Source organism: Faecalibacterium prausnitzii (assembly GCF_003287405.1).
GTDB classification, from domain to species: Bacteria; Bacillota; Clostridia; order Oscillospirales; family Ruminococcaceae; genus Faecalibacterium; species Faecalibacterium intestinale.
On sequence record NZ_PRLD01000009.1, the window covers coordinates 39,587 to 57,049 of the forward strand.

The window sequence follows — 17,463 nt, forward strand, 5'->3', positions numbered from 1 at the left end:
TCAAAAAAGGAGACTGATGCACAAATACTGCGCAGCGGCTTCCTTTTTGTTTCAGATAAACCGGCAGAAGCCCAGCCAGCAGCCCAGCAGGAAGAAGAGCAGCGCCTTACCCAGCACCGGCAGCCACTGGTGCTTACACAAGGCGGTATCCCACCGGTGGATGTTCTGTTTGGGGCAGGTGCCCACGCAGGCTTCACAGGCGATGCACTCCCCGCTGCGCAGGCTGCTTTCCTCCAGCTTCAGGCACACCGGGCACTGCTGCTTGCAGGCGTTGCAGCCCGGAATGCAGCCCTCACTCTGCCGGTGCAGCCGTGCAAAGGGCAGCACCGGCAGCAGGGCGAACACCGCACCCATGGGGCAGAGAAACTGACAGAAGAACCGGGGCTGCACCGCCATGCCCAGCAAAATGAGCACAAGCAGCGCAATGCCCACACCGAAGCCCTCCGGCGGCAGACGCAGAGCCGTCAGGCGGGAAAATACCTCCCACGGGCTTGCGCCGGTCAACAGCTTTTCCTGCCGGGTCACATACAGCGCTACCAGCCCTGCCAGCAGCAGATATTTGACCTTCTGCCCCCAAAGCACCGCCCGCTCCGGCAGACGGAGCTGCTTTTTGCGGTGAAACAGCTTTTTCTGGAGTAGCCCGGACAGCGCCCAGACGGCATCGCCCAAGCTGCCAAAGGCGCAGGCGTACCCGCAGAAAAACCGGTCGAACAGCAACGTGAAGCCGCACAGCCCCAGCAGGGAAAGCGTAAAGCTGTCCGCCGAGAGCACCTCGCCCGCACCGATGTGCAGAAAAATCTGTTTTACCCCGGAAAACCCGGCCACGAATGCGCCCGGCATGGTCACAAAGAAGAACAGCTGCACCCCGGCGCGCAGCCATATGCGGCGCTTTTTGTCCCGCTGACGCTGCTGCGCCGCAGTTAAAGGCTTTGCCTGTGTTTTTTCCATCATCCTGCCGCCTTTCCCAGTGCGTCCGCTACTGCACCGATAAGTCCTTCTGCCGTGAGGGTAGCGCCGGAAACGGTATCCACCTCGGCAGACTGCACCGCCAGCATCTCGTCCAGCAAAGGCAGCGCCTGCTTATAGTAGGGCTTATCCTCACCGGAAGCATCCAGCACCGATATATCGGTCATTTTTCCGTTCTGAATGGTTACCGACACCCGGATGACATCGCCAAAACCAAAGGCGCTGCCCTCGTAGGTGCCGTCCCGGTAGCCGCTCTGGCTCTGCTCCGCCTGCGCTGCGCTCTGCGCCTGCAAAACGGAAGCGTTGTAGGCTTCCACCTCGGCAATTTCCTGCTTGCGCTGACTTACCGCCGCCGCCCGGACCAGCGCTACCTGCTGGTATTGCCACAGGATGCCAAGGAACAGCAGCAGGTTCACTGCCCGGAGAAGAAAATTCTTGTATTTCATTCCGCTGCTCCTTCCGTTTCAGGTTCGGTTTCGGTCTCTTCCGGCGGAAGCGCCGTCTCGGATGCCGGCAGCACTTCCTCAGAAGATGCCGGTTCAGAATCGTCCGGTGCATCTGCCGGGAAAAGCTGCTGCCATACTTCCTTGAACCACGTGGAAACAGCGCTCTTTTCCTCCGGCTGCACCACCTCCACGGTGGGCGCGGTGACCGGCGTTTCCTCGGGTTCTGCCGCTTCGGACGGTGCGACTTCTTCCACCACTTCTTCCGATGCAGCCTGCTCCGGGTCGGCTTCCTCTGCCGGGGCGACAGCGGCCTTTGCCAGCGCCAGCTTGACGGCGTTCAGGATACCGGTGGAAGAGTAGGTGGCACCGGAAACAGCATCCACATTGGGGTTTTGTCCTTCCAGAATGGCGGGAATGACCCGCTTTGCCCGGGAAAGATATTCCTCCTCGTCCTCAGCGCTCAGAATCGTGATATCGGTGATCTTATCCTCTGCCACCGTGATCTGTACCGTAATTTTGCCCTCAAAGCCTATGGCTTCGGCAGTGTAGATGCCGTCACGGTAGGTGGATGGCGCTGTAAATTCCTCCACCACCAGCGGTGCGGCGGGCTTGGGCTGCGGCGGCAGGGGATTGTTGACCACCTCGCCGGTCAGGGCGTTCTGCACCGCGCCCAGAATGCCCCGGCTGGTGTAGGTGGCTTCGGAAACGGCATCCACCTCCCAGCTCTGGGCATCCACTACAGTAGTCAAAAGCCGCTTTGCACGCCGCAGAAACTGCTTGGTCTCGTGGGAAGCATCCAGAATTTCAACCTCCGTGATGCTGCCGTTTTCCATGGTGACCTGCACCCGGACGGTACCGCCGTAGCCCCGGGAAGAGCCGACGTAAACGCCGTCAGCATAGGGCAGCTTGGGCAGCGCTTCTTCCTCCGCTTCGGAGGAAGCGGCTTCCACCGGCTGCTCCACCACGGCTGTCAGCCTTTCCGGCACGGCAGCCAGCACCGGCACAGTGCGCGGCAGGGCAAAAAGCACCGCTGCCGCTGCCGCCACCGCCGGGAGCAGCTGCACCAGCGGCAGCAGCGTGTTGCTTCGTTTTTTGTTCATTCCAACTCCTCCTGACACGGAAAAGCAAGGCCGCCTGCATAGAGCGACCTTGCTTTTTGGGTATTCTGTTTTTTGCCGGATCAGGCAGCTTTCAGGTTCTGCACGGCATCGGTCAGGTGGGTCACCTGCTCCAGTGCAGCGGCCTTATACAAGGTCTCGCGGCTCAGCAGCTCCACGCTTTCGGCCAGTTCAGTCTCCAGATTGGCGTAGCTGTCGGCGGTGTAAGCGGCCTTTGCCTTGCCCTGTGCTTCGGCAACTACAGCCTGCAGGGCGGCGCGGTCGGCATCGCTTGCCAGCTCGTGCTTGGCAAGGTTCTCGGCAGTGGTCTGGAACTTGACCACCGTGTCGGCGTAGCCCAGTGCGCGGATGGTGATGGTCCAGTAGCCGGTGCCATCGGTGCCTTCCGGCAGCTGGCAGCGGGCGGAATCGCTCAGACCCAGCTGGATGCCCATGGACTTGTGCATCCAGTTGTCGGCTGCAAACTTAGTGCCGTAGGAGGCCTTGGCGTGGGTGTAGGTGCTGTCATTGCCGTAGTAAGTCCACACCACGGACTGCATCCGGGAGCCCAGCTCGCCGTAGTTGCCGTTCAGGTCCACACGGATGAACTCGCCAAAGCTGCCCACATCGCTGCCGCTGCGCAGGTTCACGGTAAGACCATCAGCAGCTTTCTGGGCGGCTTCAGCCACGCCGGAACCGGTGCCGGTGTGTGCGGCGGAGAAGGTGTAGCCATCGCCGCTCTTGGTTGCATACTTCAGGCCGTTGGTGTTCTTGTCCACCGCAGCCGTCAGGGTGTAGGCGGTCAGGTTCTTTTCAGAGTAGCCGCCCACCAGCTGGCCGCCGTTTTCCACAACGGTGTACTTGGAGCAGAAATCTGCAAGGTCGCTGGTAGCCACGCGCACCGGCACATACTTGGTGCCCAGCACCTCGTAATGGTCCATCTGCACGGTAGAGCCATCGGCCTTAGTGATGGTGCCGCGGTTCCAGCCTACGGTAGTGCCATCGGCCAGATAGATGGTCTTGCCATCGTCCGACCAGTGGGAAACGGTGTAGGTGCTGCCGTCCTTGGCGTAGATGACAGCAGTGCTCTGGAAGCTGCCGCGGTGCAGACCATGGTTGGCGGTAGCGCGGGAAACGGCGTCAAATGCGCCAAGGTCGTGCTCCTCGTGGCTGTCCAGCTGCGCAGAAGCGGCAGTGCTGCCGGCAGCATAGACCTTCTCGTTTGCCCAGTACTCGTCCCAAGTCAGGGCAGCGTAAAGGTAGGTGTACTTTTTGCCCAGCAGAAAATCGAAAAAGCCGTTTTCCTCCTCGGCGGGGGCTGCTGCAAAGGCGGTAGCGGTCAGCAGGCTGAGCGCCATAGCCGCCGACAGCAGCAGGGAAAGAAATTTCTTTGTTCTCATGAAAAAATGCTCCTTTCATCACACTGGCAAGGGATAGGGATCATGTAGTTAGCATCACCTAACATTGCGCGCAAAGAAAAACCCGCGGGGCAAAGCCCCTCAGATGGTTAGGATAAGCTAATTGACGAGACCTAAAATAGCACGCCTGCAAAGCGTTGTCAAGAAAAAACGGGGATGTTTACAGAGGTTAATTTGTGGGCAAAAGGTGCCGTTTACGCTCTTTATGCTGCAAGCCCTTGACCTTTTTGCCGGAGCGCAGTATACTTTTCATATGGTTAGTTATGAATAACCGCAAGGAGGTACTACATGATACAAGACGCATTCTGGGGGATCTTGATCCCGTTTCTGGGCACAAGCCTTGGAGCAGGCTGTGTATTCTTTTTAAAAAACTCTTTGCGTGACGGTATCCAGCGCGCCCTCACCGGCTTTGCCGCCGGGGTCATGGTGGCGGCATCGGTATGGAGCTTGCTGATCCCGGCCATGGAGCAGGCCGCAGATCTGGGCAGACTGGCGTTTTTCCCGGCGGCGGTGGGCTTCTGGCTGGGCATCCTGTTTTTGCTGCTGCTGGATCATCTCATCCCGCATCTGCACCAGAACAGTTTGCAGGCCGAAGGGCCAAAAAGCCAGCTCCAGCGCACCACCATGATGGTTCTGGCGGTAACACTGCACAACATCCCGGAGGGCATGGCGGTGGGCGTGGTCTATGCCGGATATCTTGCCGGAACTGCTCAGATCACCGCCGCCGGGGCGCTGGCGCTTTCCCTTGGCATTGCCATCCAGAACTTCCCGGAGGGTGCCATCATCTCCATGCCGCTGCGGGCGGAAGGAATGAAGAAAGGCCGGGCGTTCTGGGGCGGCGTGCTGTCCGGCATCGTAGAGCCCATCGGGGCAGTGCTGACGATTCTGGCAGCAGGCATCGTGGTGCCCGCTTTGCCCTATCTGCTCAGCTTTGCCGCCGGAGCCATGCTGTATGTGGTGGTGGAGGAACTGATCCCGGAAATGTCGCAGGGACAGCACTCCAACGTTGGCACGGTGTTTTTTGCGGTAGGCTTCAGCGTGATGATGGTGCTGGATGTGGCACTGGGGTGACGGTTTGAGGGCTCCCGAAAGCGAAATCTTTTTCGAAATCTCCGAAAATGCCTAAACTTCTTGATAGAGGCAACAGCAGGGCGTATTCTTTTGCCAGAAGGACCGCTGAGAAGCGGCTTTTTGTATTTCTAAAACCACTCGCTAGGCGAGTGGTTCGATAAAGATTTTATCGGTGAATCATTAAAGGATGACGAAGAAAAGAAAAACCTCTGTTATAATAGAGATGTGGTCTGCCAACTGCAAAACTAACCAGATGACCGTCCGTCCGCTGGACGCTATTGGGAAAACGGTACACTTCCTCGGTGCGGAGAACGCCGTTCTCCATCCATCCCACAATGTGCCGCCCGCTGGACGCACCAATGTCGATGGCAAGATAGTTTTTTTGCATAATGCGTCTCCTGTGCGGCTTTGACTGCTACCAGTATAGCGGTAGAATGCTGCCGATTCTGTCCGCAAAGGTGACACATTCTTTGTGAAAAGTCTACTCTTGCGCTGCAAAGCGCAGCGCAAAGATAAACAGGGAACTGCCCTGAAAAATCTGCAGATAATAGGCTGTTTTACGTATGAAAACCAGAAAAAAGAAAGGGGCGAAACGCTGGATGCATGGATCAGATGCGGTATGTGCAGTTCTTATGAGTACACACTATCCGCATCTTCCGAAATTTGACAAATAATTCTCAATTTTAGTATGCTGCTTTTTCTTGCGATAAAAGGCGGGCACACCGCATTCTGCCGCGTGCCCGCCGGAAAAACCAAAGCTTACTGTGCCACAGGTGCGGTGATACCGGCCACAGTGTTGTCCACCAGCTGCTGGGTGGTCTTGCCCTGCGTATCGCCGGAGACAAGGATCTCGCCCAGACTTGCAGCGGAATTCCAGTAGTTTGCACCTACCCGCTGCAGAGTAGCGTAAGAACTCTGCTCAGCCAGTGCGGCAATGGCGGGTGCGGACTGCACAGCCTCAGTGGCGTTTGCGTTGATGTTGGAGGGACCCAGCTTGCGGTCGTTGAAGCGCTTGACCTGATTGTCCTCGTTGGTGATGAAGTCGGCCAGCATCATAGCCACGCCCACGTTAGCGCTGTGGGGGTTGACGCCCACCAGCTTGTAGCCGGAGAAGGAGCCCATCTGGACCTGCTCGCCGTTCAGGGTGTAGGTGGGCAGTTTGGTGGCGGCGTAGCCCTCGCCCCATGCGCCCTCGGCGGTGCTGGCGTTCCAAGTGCCGGAGATGGCAGCACAGCAGCTGCCGTCCTTGATGGCGGAAGCGATGTCAGCATCCGCGCCGGACTTGAAGCCGGGGTTTGCAGTGATATCCAAAATGGCCTGCGTGACATCTGCACCGGGAGCCTCATTCCAGTTGCAGACGGTGTTGATGCCGTCGTCTGCCAGCGTTGCCACCAGACCGGCACCGGCGTAGAAGCTGTAAATGTACCATGCGTCGTTCACGCTCATCATGAACTTCTTCCCGGCGGCGGCAGCCTTTTCCAGCATGGTGTCCATGGTCTGCGCAACTTTAGCGCAACCTCCGCCGCACAAAGAACAAAAATGCCCGCTCCCAGGGAAGGAGCAGGCACAGAAAACGCGTTATTTGATGTTGCGGGAGCGTTCCATCCACTTGGTAGAATCCCGCAGGATGACCTGATAGCCTTCCAGCTGCCGCATGACCGTTTCCTTTCCAGCCAGACGATCCAGCAGCATCCGGCAGGCGGTCTTGCCCAGCTGCTCGGCATCATACTGCACTGCCGAGACCGAGGGTGTAATGCTGGCGAGCATGGAGCTGTCGTACAGACTGGCGACCCGCATATCGTTGGGCACGAGGATATGCCGCATCCGCAGCTCCCGCATGACCTCAAAAGCGATCTCGTCATCACCGCAGAGGATGCAATCTGCTTTCTGCTCCAGCGCCGCCTCCAGTGCATCAATGGTCTGCCCGGAAGATTCCACGCCGGAATGAACGAGCCGCTGGTCTACCGGAACGCCAAATTCTGCGAATCCACGCAGATAACCGCGTGTGCGGTCGGTGTTGACCGCGTAGATGGTGCTGCCCACCAGCAGCGCGATGCGCTTGGCGCCCAGCTGCAAAAGAATGCGGGTCATCTCGCAGGCGGCAGCGACCTGATCGTTGTCTGCCTGCGGGATGGTCTTGTCCTCGCTGCGTCCGATAAGCACGAAAGGCGTCTCGTATTGCCGCAAAAGGTCGATGCAGGGGTCGTCTGCCATGGCGTAGGTCAGGATCACGCCGTCCACCTTGTGGTTGGCCAGCTGCCGCTGCAGCTGCGGGTACTCGGTATTGGAGGAGTAGCAGAGCATCAGGTCATAGCCGCGCTGGTCTGCCATGGTGCAGATGCCGCCCATACACTTGCGCAAAAAGGGCAGATCCAGCGCAATAAAACGCTGCGGCACGATCATGGCGATGTTGTTGGTGCGCAGCTTTTCACCGCTCTGTGCCAAAGTCGGCTCGGAACGGGTGCGTCCCATATAGGCGTATATCTTGGCGCGGGTCTCCTCGCTGATGCGCCCTTTGCCGGAAAGTGCGCGTGATACCGTTGTTTTAGAAACGCCAAGCGCATCGGCCACCTGCTCGATCGTCATTTTTTCGGTTTCCTTTGCAGCCACGGAATATCCTCTCCTTTTCACAGAACTGCGCAACAGAGCGCCACCCCAGCATACCGGGATAAGCCCGCTTTGTCAAGTATGAAAGCAAACAAAAAGCGTCCTGCTTTTTCGGCAGAACGCTGAAATCCGGTATTTTTACTTCTTATAAGATCTGCTCGCCGTTTTTCCAGACAGCCGTTCCGTAACGGTTCAGCGCAACACCACCCACTTCGACCGGGTGCTCATTGCAGTTCTGTACAAAGACGAACGTACCGCGCCGCGCCGCCAGAACACCGTCCGGCAGCGTCTCCGGCCATGCCGGGGTCAGACCGGCCTCCTGCGCTGTGTTGCGGTAAAATGCGCGATAAAACGCAGCATCAAAGCGGCTTGCCAGATAGTATGCGCGGCCTGCGCCGTAAGAATGAATCGCCACGGCAGGGCAGCCGGCAAAGTAGTCCTCGGTGTAGACGCTGAGCGGCGTTGCCGGGTCGGTATCCTGCAGCGCTGCCACCTCGCAGAGCACAGAGGCTTGTGCTTCCGGCAGCGTTGCGCCATCCATGCGGGGCGCGCCGCACTGGGGGTGGCCAGAATGGTGGAAATGCCGTTGTCATACAGGTTGTGGATGATGTCGGCCAGCCAGTCCAGCGCAAACACACCCTCCTGCGGCTCCAGCGCCGACCAGGAGAACACCCCCAGCGTTACCGTGTTGACATGGGCTTTTTTCATCAGCGCAATATCCTGCGCCAGAATGTCCGGCCGGTCGAGCCACTGCTCCGGGTTATAGTCGCCGCCATGAAGTAATTGGAAGCGTTGCATCATCGTTCCTCTTTCGATTGCGCAAATTGCGCAACATTTTTGCGGAATAAAGTTGCGTTCGATACTGAGTATAGCAAGAACGCCCGTAAGATGCAATGCGGCTTTATGGCGTTTTGTTGAAACAATCTGAATATTTGATGCAATGCAAAAAACTTCTCGCCGCTGCTCTGGAAGATTCCACAATGTCAGCGCACGTTTTATGGGCAAATCGTCAAAACGGTCTTTTTGCGGCGGCTGCCGTTTTCTGCAATGACCCCTCTCGTGAAAAAAGTGGTTCAGAAACGCCCGTAGGCGTTTCTGAACCACAAATTTTATAGCAGTTTGCGTTTTTAATGCACAAGCAACATCCGCAAACTGCATATCGCAAATATGCTGTTTTGATAGACACTATTTCTGAAAATTGCGATAAAATAATATTCCTTTAAATAGGCCCAGAGCGCAAGCGGAGGGCATTGAAAACCGTTTTGTGCAGCTGCCTTTATTTATTGCTTTCCGGCAGCTTGAAGTAGACGCGGTATTCGTCCGAGTAGATCTTGCTGCCCATGCGGCTCACGCCGCCGTACAAGTGGGTGCGCATCAGCGGCTCAATGGCGTCCAGGTCTTTCTCCCGCAGAATACGCAGCATCTCGGCGTGCTCGCTGACAACGCTGGACACGTTGCGTGCGCCCACGATGTCCAGACGGATAAAGCGGGAGTAATCTGCCTGCGGGCGGGTCATCTGCTCCCAAAGGTACTCCTTGCTGGTTTTGCGGAACCAGTACGCGTGCATGGCAAGGTCGCAGCTGAGGAAGTGGTTGAAATCAAAATTTTCCGGGTCACTGCGCCCCGCAGCGGCCTCCAGCAGCATATTATAAAGGTGCTCCACAGCAAGGATCTCCATGGGCGAGCAGCTCTGCACAAAATCCCGGAACACCATGCCCTCCACGGCAACACGCTGGAAGATGAGCTGATCCACCACGCCGATGTCGATGGCGGTAACGATGGTGCCCTTGCAGGGGATGATCTGCACAAAGCGGTTCTGCTCCAGCCGCTGCAAAACGCTGCGGATGGGGGTGCGCGAAACACCGAACCGCTTGCACAGCTGGTTTTCGCTCAGCGCTTCCCCGGGCAGGATCTTCAGGGCACAGATCTCGTCCTCGAGAATATGATAAAGCTCATCCGTGTGCTGTAATGTAGCCATAGTCGTTCTCCATTTATCCGGTAAATTAAGCTTAATATCATTGTACCGTCCCGGCAAACGAATGTCAATGCTGGAACGGAACTTTATTCAGCTACTTGTATACAAGTTTTTGTACTTGCACACGGAGCTGCTCACGAAACAAGAAAATTGATATATCACTTTATGATACGGGAAAATTGCTGATAGAATGCCGTGATCAAGCGGATACTGTACGGAATATACAAAGAAAACAGAAAATAACGGTCAAATGCTATAATTGCAAGGCAATGCGCTTGTTTTGCGCCAGCACTGCGGGATGAAATGCTGTATACAAGGTTTCGCTAAAAAGGCTGAAAGGGACAAATACCCCGCAGACACCGGATCGTTGCCGGAAAATACAGTAGGAAATGTGCTTTTTTGTGCATTACGGGGGTACCGTACTGCTGCGGGCTTGCTTTGCTGCCCCAAAGGCGGTAAACTGAGGGTAGGCAAAACGCCCGAAAAGGAGAGACGACATGGCATATACAAAGGCTGACCTCAAGCACGACCTTGCGGCAATGGGGCTGACAGGAAACGAGACCATCCTGATCCATTCTTCCATGAAGTCCATCGGCCCGGTGGAGGGCGGTGCGGACACAGTTCTGGACGCGCTGATGGAGTTTTTTGCGGAGGGCTTGCTGCTGCTGCCCACCCACACATGGCGGTTTATCAATGAGGAGAACCGGATGTTCGATGTGTGCCGCAGCCCGTGCTGTGTGGGCATTCTGCCGGAGCTGTTCCGGCAGCGCCCCGGGGTGGTGCGCTCGCTGCACCCCACCCACAGCATGGCGGCTTACGGCAAGGACGCGGCTGCTTACATAGAAGGGGAGCTGGACGCCAACACCCCCTGCACCCCCGGCGGCTGCTACGACCGGTTGCGGGCAGCTCACGGCAAGGTGCTGCTGCTGGGGGTGACCCACGCCCGCAACACCTTTATCCACAGCGTGGAGGAGGTGCTGAACGTCCCGAACCGCCTGACCGACAAGCCCCTGCAGCTGACCGTGGCGGACGAAGCCGGGGCGCAGCACACCGTCTATATGCGCCGCCACTATAACGCGCAGCAGCCGCACATCTCGGAGGATTTCGTCAAGCTGGAGCAGGCGTATCTGGACTGCGGCGCAGCCCGGAACACGAAATTCGGCGATGCAGTCTGCATTTTGTGCGATGCTGAGGGGCTTTTCCGGGTCACCCGCCATGTTCTTGCCCCAAATCCCGAAGCCTTTGTCACAGAGCCTGTCATCCCGGCGGGGCGCTGGCAGGCGCTTTGCACCGGCAAAACCTAAAACCCTCCCGGTCATTGCAGCACGATGCCGGAGCTGCCGCAAAGAAATCGGATGCGCGTGGTTTTTATGGATAAATATGTGAAAATTTGTTGAAAAAACTTCCTGATAATGGTAAAATAATTGTATGTCTCTATTGCGCTGTGCCTTTTCGCGGGAAAGGAAAAGTGCAAAACAGGAAGCACACAAAAAATTGCGGCATCATTTCCGTGGGCGGGTTTTAAAGCGCACACTCTTGCGGGCGGTGATGTACGATTGGTAAGCCATAGCAGCTTTGCCGCAAAAACGGCAGCTGCCCAAGAGTTGTGAGGAGAATGAATTTGACGAACAAAAGAACATTGCGCCGCCTTATTTCCGTGCTTGCGGTACTGGCGCTGGGGCTGTCCCTGCTGACCGGCTGCGGCACAAAAAGCCCGGAACAGGTACAGGAGCAGGAGGATGCCCAGACCATTAAGGTGTATCTGTGGAGCAATAGCCTGTACGAAAGCTATGCTCCCTATGTCCAAGCGCAGCTGCCGGACGTGAATATTGAGTTCATCGTAGGCAACAACGATCTGGATTTTTACAAGTTTTTGCAGCAGAACGGCGGCCTGCCGGATATCATCACCTGCTGCCGGTTCTCGCTGCACGATGCTGCCCCGCTGAAAGACAGTCTGATGAACCTTGCCCTGACCAACGAGGCGGGCGCTGTGTACAACACCTACCTCAACAGCTTTAAAAACGAGGACGGCAGTGTGAACTGGCTGCCGGTGTGTGCGGATGCCCACGGCTTTGTGGTCAACCGCAGCCTTTTTGAGCAGTACGATATCCCGCTGCCTACCGATTACGCAAGCTTTGTGGCGGCCTGTCAGGCGTTTGAAGCGGTAGGCATCCGGGGCTTTACCGCTGACTATGCCTACGATTACAACTGCATGGAAACGCTGCAGGGGCTTTCCGCCGCCGAGCTTACCACTACGGAAGGGCGCAAGTGGCGCACCGCTTACAGCGACCCCGCCAGCACCGTGCGGGTGGGTCTGGACGATGCCGTGTGGCCGGGGGCCTTTGAGCGGATGGAGCAGTTCATTCAGGATACCCACCTTACGGCGGACGACCTTGCCCTGACCTACGACGACGTGACCGGGATGTTCCGGGACGGGGAAGTTGCCATGTACTTTGGCAGCTCTGCCGGCGTGAAGATGTTTCAGGATGAGGGCATCGACACCATTTTTATGCCCTTCTTCTGCCAGAACGGCGAAAAGTGGATCATGACCACCCCGTATTTCCAAGTTGCCCTGAACCGAGATCTCGAGCAGGACACCGCGCGCCGCGAAAAAGCCATGAAGGTGCTGAACGTCATGCTCTCTGAGGAGGCGCAGAACCGCATCGTTGCCGACGGACAGGACGTGCTGAGCTACAGCCAGAACGTCCCCCTGCGCCTGACCGAGTACATGAAGGACGTGCGCGATGTGGTGGAAGAAAACCATATGTATATCCGCATTGCTTCCAACGATTTCTTTGCCATCTCTAAGGATGTGGTCTCCAAAATGATCGCGGGCGAGTACACGGCAAAACAGGCTTACCGGGCGTTCAATGCGCAGCTTCTCGCCGAAGAGGAGCCTGCTGCGGACGAGATCGTGTTGACCAGCGGGAAGGGCTATTCCAACGTGTTCCACGCAAACGGCGGCAACGCTGCCTTCTCGGTTATGGCAAACACGCTGCGCGGCGTTTACGGTACGGATGTGCTGCTTGCCACCGCAAACAGCTTTACCGGCAGTGTGCTGAAAGCAGACTATACCCCCAAAATGGTAGATTCCATGATCATGCCCAACGGCCTGATATCCCGCCAACGCACCATGACCGGTGCTGAGCTGAAGGAAACTGTCCGCGCTTATGTGGAAGGCTGCGAGGGCGGCTTTGTGCCCTTCAATCGTGGCTCTCTGCCGATAGTCAGCGGTATTGCCGTGGAGGTAAAGGAGAATAACGGCAGCTATACCCTGACCGGTATCACCCGCAACGGGCAGCCGCTGCGGGATGACGACACCATTACTGTGACCTGTCTGGCAACGTCAAAGCAGATGGAAGCGCTGCTTGCGAGCAAGAGCGGCACGTCTGAGGACGGAGACGCGTGGGTGAAAAACACATGGCGCGATCATGTTTCCGGCGGCGGCGCAGCGCTTGCAGAGCCTGAAAACTACATGACACTGAGGTGAGCGGAATGGCAGACGAAAAGCGTAAACCAAAACGGAGCTGCCATCCCCGGCAAAAGTGGCTCCCGGCTGCTGCCGCTATCCTTCTGCTGGTCTTGCTGGCAGTTGGGCTCAGCGTGCGGTACATCTCGTTTGTGTCGCAGACCATCTATCAGGAAAGCACCTCGCATCTGGAAGAAGTGCTGCATAAATCCAACAATATGCTAAAAGAGATGGTGCGCAAAAATGTGACCTATCTGCATTTGTACAACGGCTTTCTGGAAAATACCTCGGACGAGGATGAAATTCAGGCGTATATCGAGCAAGCACAGAAGAATACCGGATTTGCCAACTTTTACTTTCTTACCTACGACGGCAACTACATCACCGTGACCGGGGAAACCGGCTATCTTGGCTTGCAGACCAATCTGGACGAAAAGCTTGCCCACGATGAGGATGTCGTTGTGAACACGGCGCTGCCCGGCAAGCCCCAGATGCTTGCGTTCATCTGTCCCGAAACGCAGGGCAGCTACCGGGGCTTTGCCTACGATGCCATTGCCATCTCTTATTATAATGATGCGGTGCTTAGATTGCTGGACAACTCTGCCTTTGAGGGCAATGCCAGCAACTATGTCATCTACCCGGATGGGCGGGTGGTCATCGACAACTCCGTAAACCGCAAGGAGACCATTTACAATTTCATTGCGATGCTGCGCGACCATTCCGACCTTTCCGAGGAACAGATCACGGAGCTGTCCAATGCCTTTGCGCAGGGCAGCAGCGGAAACCTGAGGGTCAAACTGAGCGACACCAGCTATTATCTGGTCTACGAGGGCACTGCGGTCCAGAACTGGACGATGGTGGGGCTTGTGCCGACCAAGATCGTCAATGCCAGTCTGGACGAACTGTGGTTCCATACGGTGCAGATCGTGGCGGGCATCGTTGCAGGTCTTGCGCTGCTGGTCATTCTGCTCATCGTGCGCATAAGCCATACAACCCTGCGCCGGAAGAATACCGAGATCTTGTACCGGGATGAGCTGTTCCAGAAGCTTTCGCGTAACGTGGATGATGTTTTCCTGATGCTGGACGCAGAGACTTCCAAGGTGGATTACGTCAGCCCGAACGTTGAGCGGCTGCTGGGAATCCCGTGGAGAGAAGTCCGGCAGGATGCCCGTGTTCTGGCAGCGCTGCACCCGAATGGTTTCCCGGAGCGCGACAAAAACTATCTGAAAGGGCTGCTCAGCGGGCAGCAGCGCGAATGGGATTTCGAGTTTGAGCATCGGGAGACCAAGGAGCGCCGCTGGTTCCACGTCATCGCCATAGGCAGCGAGGTGGAGGGCAGAGCCAAGTATATCCTTGTCTTGTCCGACCGCACCGCCGACAGGCAGGTGAATCAGGCGCTTTCCGATGCCGTTGCTGCTGCCGAGACCGCCAACCGCGCCAAGAGCACCTTCCTTTCCAATATGTCCCACGATATCCGCACCCCCATGAACGCCATCATCGGCTTTACTACGCTGGCGCTCAGCAATATCAACGATACCGAGCGGGTGAAGGATTATCTTGGCAAGACCCTTGCATCCAGCAACCATCTGCTTTCCCTCATCAATGATGTGCTGGATATGAGCCGCATTGAAAGCGGAAAGATCCATCTGGAAGAGGTGGAGGTCAACCTTTCGGATGTGCTGCACGATTTGAAAACCATCGTCAGCGGGCAGATCTACGCAAAGCAGCTGGAGCTTTATATGGACGTCATGGACGTGACCGACGAGGACGTCTACTGCGACAAGACCCGGCTGAACCAGATTTTGCTGAACCTGCTGTCCAACGCCATCAAGTTTACCCCGGCGGGCGGCACAGTCTCGGTGCGGGTGCGGCAGCTTGCCGGTAAGGTGCGCGGCTGCGGGCAGTACGAGTTCCGCATCAAGGATAACGGCATCGGCATGAGCCCGGAGTTTGCCAAAAAGATCTTTGAGCCCTTCGAGCGGGAGCGCACCTCCACGGTAAGCCGAATTCAAGGCACCGGCCTTGGCATGGCCATTACCAAAAACATCGTAGATATGATGGGCGGAACCGTCGAGGTGCAGACAGCGCAGGGCAAGGGCACCGAGTTTACCGTCTGCGTGCCCATGCGCGCACAGACTGAGCAGCGCCCGGTGGAAAAGATCACCGAGCTGGAAGGCCTGAAAGCACTGGTGGTGGATGACGACTTCAACACCTGCGACAGCGTGACAAAGATGCTGGTCAAGGTGGGTATGCGCGCCGAGTGGACCCTTTCCGGCAAGGAAGCGGTGCTGCGTGCACGGCAGTCTATCGAGATGAGCGATGCCTACCACGCCTATATCATCGACTGGCGCCTGCCGGATATGAACGGCATCGAGGTCACCCGCCGCATCCGCAGCCTGAACGATGATACGCCCATTATCATCCTGACTGCCTACGACTGGTCTGACATTGAGGTGGAAGCAAAGGCCGCCGGTGTGACCGCCTTCTGCTCCAAGCCCATGTTCATGTCCGACCTGCGCGAGACCCTGATGAGCGCACTCGGCCAGAAACAGACGGATGCGGCGCAGGGGCTTCTGCCGGAAAAGAACGCCGACTTCAAGGGCAAGCAGATCCTGCTGGTAGAGGACAATGAGCTGAACCGTGAGATCGCACAGGAGATCCTGCGGGAGTACGGCTTCCTTGTCGATACGGCTGAAAACGGTGTTGTGGCGGTGGAAAAGGTAAGCACCGCAGCGCCGGGCAGCTATGATCTGGTGCTGATGGATGTGCAGATGCCGATCATGGACGGCTATACCGCCACCCGGAAGATCCGCGCGCTGGACGACCCTGCCCGGGCAACGCTCCCGATCATTGCCATGACCGCCAACGCCTTTGACGAGGACCGCCGCAACGCCTTGGAAAGCGGCATGAACGGCTTTTTGTCAAAGCCCATCGTGATCGGCGACCTTGTGCAGGAGCTGCATAAAATTTTGTGACCCGAACGCCTGTCAGAAGCATAAATAATAAAGCACCCGCAGCAGTTTCCCGTTTTTTGCAATGAAATGCAGGGAGAATGCTGCGGGTGCTTTTTGCAGTTTGGCACCCGAAAAACGGGCGAAAAAAGAAATATCTTTTCATATTTGTGCGGTGGGTAGGACGAAATTTTGTCAGATGCGTGGAATATTGCAGAAAAATTTGTGAAAAGCAGCCAACGGATATCCCCAAAACGTGTTGATATTGAGAAAATAGACGGAAGATTGTTTACAAAAGGATTACAAGCTGGTATACTTTTTAGCGGTAGATCCCTATGAGATCCGCAAAGAAACAAGAAAGGAAATACCGAACCGTGAATACCACCGCACCGCACACCCTGAGAAAACGATTGCTGACCCTGATACTGAGCTTTGCCTTTCTGCTTACCTGTCTGCCCGCTGCACTGGCAGTGGATCTGAACGTGGACGCAGGCTTCTACTTCAAGCAGAGCCGGGGCGGCACCTGCACGCTGGCTTCCGCAGCCATGATGCTGCGCCGCCGTGCCTACTTTGACGGGCTGACCGATTGGACGAACGTGACCGAGAACAGTGTGCGCTCCACAGCATGGGCCAACGGCCTTGCGCACAGCTTTACATATAAGGAAATGCAGGTGGGCTACGCCACCCTGCCCTCCAGCCTGCAAAGCAAAACGGCGGTGCTGATCTCTCTGCTGGAGCAGCACCCGGAGGGCATCGTCCTTTACGACCGTACCCAGCCCCATGCGGTGCTGCTGACCGACTACACCAACGGTATTTTCTATTGCTCCGACCCGGCGGGGAACATCGGCTACGGCCGCATCCCTATTACAAGCTCCAGCGTGTCCATTGCAAGATCTTCCTGCTACTGGTACGTCACCGCAGATCATAACAGCGTGGCGGCACAGGCCGACGGCCTGCGGCTGGAAGGGGTGCGCTACCCGGTAAACCTTCGCACCGGCAGCGGCATGACGCTGACCGGTACAGCCAACAGCGCTACCGGTACTACCCTGACCAGTGTGCAGGTGGCGGTTCTGGACGCAGCTGACCAGACTGTGCAGAGCGCGGCGGCACAGGTGAACGCCGCCGCTTTCTCTCTGAACATGCTGGACAGCCAGATCCGCTTCGGGGAGCTGCCGGAGGGCAGCTACACCTATATGGTGCTGGTGACCGACTCTGCGGGCGAGAGCCTGTGCTTTGCATCGGACTTCACGGTATCCGGCAGTGCAAGCAGCACCCAGACCTACTGGTCGCTCAAGGACGCCGAGGGCACCAAGCTGCAGCAGACGGTCCAGCAGGTGGAGACCACGGTAGAGACCGCCGCCGAGACCACAGTAAGCTGGTTTGCAAAGCTGTTCGGCTGATAAAAATCTGAACATAATTCGGGGCTGCTGCACAAAGCGATGTGCAGCAGCCCTATTTGCATT

Annotated in this window: 13 protein-coding genes and 2 pseudogenes; 5 read left to right on the top strand and 10 right to left on the bottom strand. The window is 57.0% G+C overall.

What is annotated here, in order from left to right; translation table 11 throughout:
• Positions 1–51 precede the first annotated feature (51 nt).
• The 4 genes from C4N24_RS09790 to C4N24_RS09805 all read right to left on the bottom strand — a co-directional run bounded on the left by C4N24_RS09790 (position 52) and on the right by C4N24_RS09805 (position 3,909).
• Entirely contained in the window at positions 52–951 is a 900-nt protein-coding gene (locus tag C4N24_RS09790) for a 4Fe-4S binding protein (protein WP_112091259.1), read from the bottom strand.
• Complete coding sequence (locus tag C4N24_RS09795; protein ID WP_112091260.1) at positions 948–1,412, bottom strand: FMN-binding protein; 465 nt, start codon at positions 1,410–1,412, stop codon at positions 948–950. Before C4N24_RS09795 ends, C4N24_RS09790 begins: the two co-directional genes overlap by 4 nt.
• Entirely contained in the window at positions 1,409–2,512 is a 1,104-nt protein-coding gene (locus C4N24_RS09800) for an FMN-binding protein (protein WP_112091261.1), read from the bottom strand. The genes C4N24_RS09795 and C4N24_RS09800 overlap by 4 nt, the downstream gene beginning before the upstream one ends.
• Before the next feature lie 80 nt (positions 2,513–2,592).
• The gene (locus tag C4N24_RS09805) at positions 2,593–3,909 is read right to left on the bottom strand and encodes a penicillin-binding Tp47 domain C-containing protein (RefSeq protein ID WP_112091262.1); all 1,317 of its coding nucleotides are present in this window, start codon (positions 3,907–3,909) and stop codon (positions 2,593–2,595) included.
• A 306-nt stretch (positions 3,910–4,215) separates the two neighbouring features.
• On the opposite strand from C4N24_RS09805, the gene C4N24_RS09810 reads away from it, so the two are divergent.
• Positions 4,216–4,998 carry a ZIP family metal transporter gene (locus C4N24_RS09810; protein ID WP_097770701.1) on the top strand — a complete coding sequence of 261 codons (783 nt, stop codon included), beginning with the start codon at positions 4,216–4,218 and terminating at the stop codon, positions 4,996–4,998.
• A 250-nt stretch (positions 4,999–5,248) separates the two neighbouring features.
• Here C4N24_RS09810 and C4N24_RS15860 read toward each other — a convergent pair.
• The 6 genes and pseudogenes from C4N24_RS15860 to C4N24_RS09840 form a co-directional block, all read right to left on the bottom strand.
• Positions 5,249–5,386: pseudogene (locus tag C4N24_RS15860) on the bottom strand (rhamnulokinase); the annotation flags it as partial.
• A 371-nt stretch (positions 5,387–5,757) separates the two neighbouring features.
• The gene (locus tag C4N24_RS09820) at positions 5,758–6,492 is read right to left on the bottom strand and encodes an extracellular solute-binding protein (RefSeq protein ID WP_112091263.1); all 735 of its coding nucleotides are present in this window, start codon (positions 6,490–6,492) and stop codon (positions 5,758–5,760) included.
• Positions 6,493–6,576: 84 nt separating this feature from the next.
• The gene (locus C4N24_RS09825) at positions 6,577–7,608 is read right to left on the bottom strand and encodes a LacI family DNA-binding transcriptional regulator (RefSeq protein ID WP_112091264.1); all 1,032 of its coding nucleotides are present in this window, start codon (positions 7,606–7,608) and stop codon (positions 6,577–6,579) included.
• A 142-nt stretch (positions 7,609–7,750) separates the two neighbouring features.
• Positions 7,751–8,146 (bottom strand): beta-galactosidase trimerization domain-containing protein, encoded by a 396-nt coding sequence (locus tag C4N24_RS09830; protein WP_112091265.1) that lies wholly within the window; start codon positions 8,144–8,146, stop codon positions 7,751–7,753.
• Positions 8,147–8,190: 44 nt separating this feature from the next.
• Positions 8,191–8,763: pseudogene (locus tag C4N24_RS15820) on the bottom strand (beta-galactosidase); the annotation flags it as partial.
• Positions 8,764–8,881: 118 nt separating this feature from the next.
• Positions 8,882–9,583, bottom strand: coding sequence for a GntR family transcriptional regulator (locus C4N24_RS09840; RefSeq protein WP_112091266.1), 702 nt, complete (start codon positions 9,581–9,583; stop codon positions 8,882–8,884).
• Between the two features lie 494 nt (positions 9,584–10,077).
• Here C4N24_RS09840 and C4N24_RS09845 point away from each other — a divergent pair, with 494 nt between their 5' ends.
• The 4 genes from C4N24_RS09845 to C4N24_RS09860 all read left to right on the top strand — a co-directional run bounded on the left by C4N24_RS09845 (position 10,078) and on the right by C4N24_RS09860 (position 17,400).
• The gene (locus C4N24_RS09845) at positions 10,078–10,884 is read left to right on the top strand and encodes an AAC(3) family N-acetyltransferase (protein WP_112091267.1); all 807 of its coding nucleotides are present in this window, start codon (positions 10,078–10,080) and stop codon (positions 10,882–10,884) included.
• 317 nt (positions 10,885–11,201) lie between these two features.
• Positions 11,202–13,070, top strand: a complete 1,869-nt coding sequence (locus tag C4N24_RS09850) for an ABC transporter substrate-binding protein (protein WP_242983236.1) — start codon at positions 11,202–11,204, stop codon at positions 13,068–13,070.
• Between the two features lie 5 nt (positions 13,071–13,075).
• The gene (locus tag C4N24_RS09855; protein ID WP_112091269.1) at positions 13,076–16,024 is read left to right on the top strand and encodes a response regulator; all 2,949 of its coding nucleotides are present in this window, start codon (positions 13,076–13,078) and stop codon (positions 16,022–16,024) included.
• A 350-nt stretch (positions 16,025–16,374) separates the two neighbouring features.
• Complete coding sequence (locus C4N24_RS09860; protein WP_112091270.1) at positions 16,375–17,400, top strand: hypothetical protein; 1,026 nt, start codon at positions 16,375–16,377, stop codon at positions 17,398–17,400.
• Positions 17,401–17,463: the final 63 nt, after the last annotated feature.

Coding starts and splice junctions, on each gene's coding strand:
- C4N24_RS09790 (WP_112091259.1), bottom strand. CDS start 951: ATGATGGAAAAAACACAGGCAAAGCCTTTAACTGCGGCGCAGCAGCGT.
- C4N24_RS09795 (WP_112091260.1), bottom strand. CDS start 1,412: ATGAAATACAAGAATTTTCTTCTCCGGGCAGTGAACCTGCTGCTGTTC.
- C4N24_RS09800 (WP_112091261.1), bottom strand. CDS start 2,512: ATGAACAAAAAACGAAGCAACACGCTGCTGCCGCTGGTGCAGCTGCTC.
- C4N24_RS09805 (WP_112091262.1), bottom strand. CDS start 3,909: ATGAGAACAAAGAAATTTCTTTCCCTGCTGCTGTCGGCGGCTATGGCG.
- C4N24_RS09810 (WP_097770701.1), top strand. CDS start 4,216: ATGATACAAGACGCATTCTGGGGGATCTTGATCCCGTTTCTGGGCACA.
- C4N24_RS09820 (WP_112091263.1), bottom strand. CDS start 6,492: ATGGACACCATGCTGGAAAAGGCTGCCGCCGCCGGGAAGAAGTTCATG.
- C4N24_RS09830 (WP_112091265.1), bottom strand. CDS start 8,146: ATGGATGGCGCAACGCTGCCGGAAGCACAAGCCTCTGTGCTCTGCGAG.
- C4N24_RS09840 (WP_112091266.1), bottom strand. CDS start 9,583: ATGGCTACATTACAGCACACGGATGAGCTTTATCATATTCTCGAGGAC.
- C4N24_RS09845 (WP_112091267.1), top strand. CDS start 10,078: ATGGCATATACAAAGGCTGACCTCAAGCACGACCTTGCGGCAATGGGG.
- C4N24_RS09855 (WP_112091269.1), top strand. CDS start 13,076: ATGGCAGACGAAAAGCGTAAACCAAAACGGAGCTGCCATCCCCGGCAA.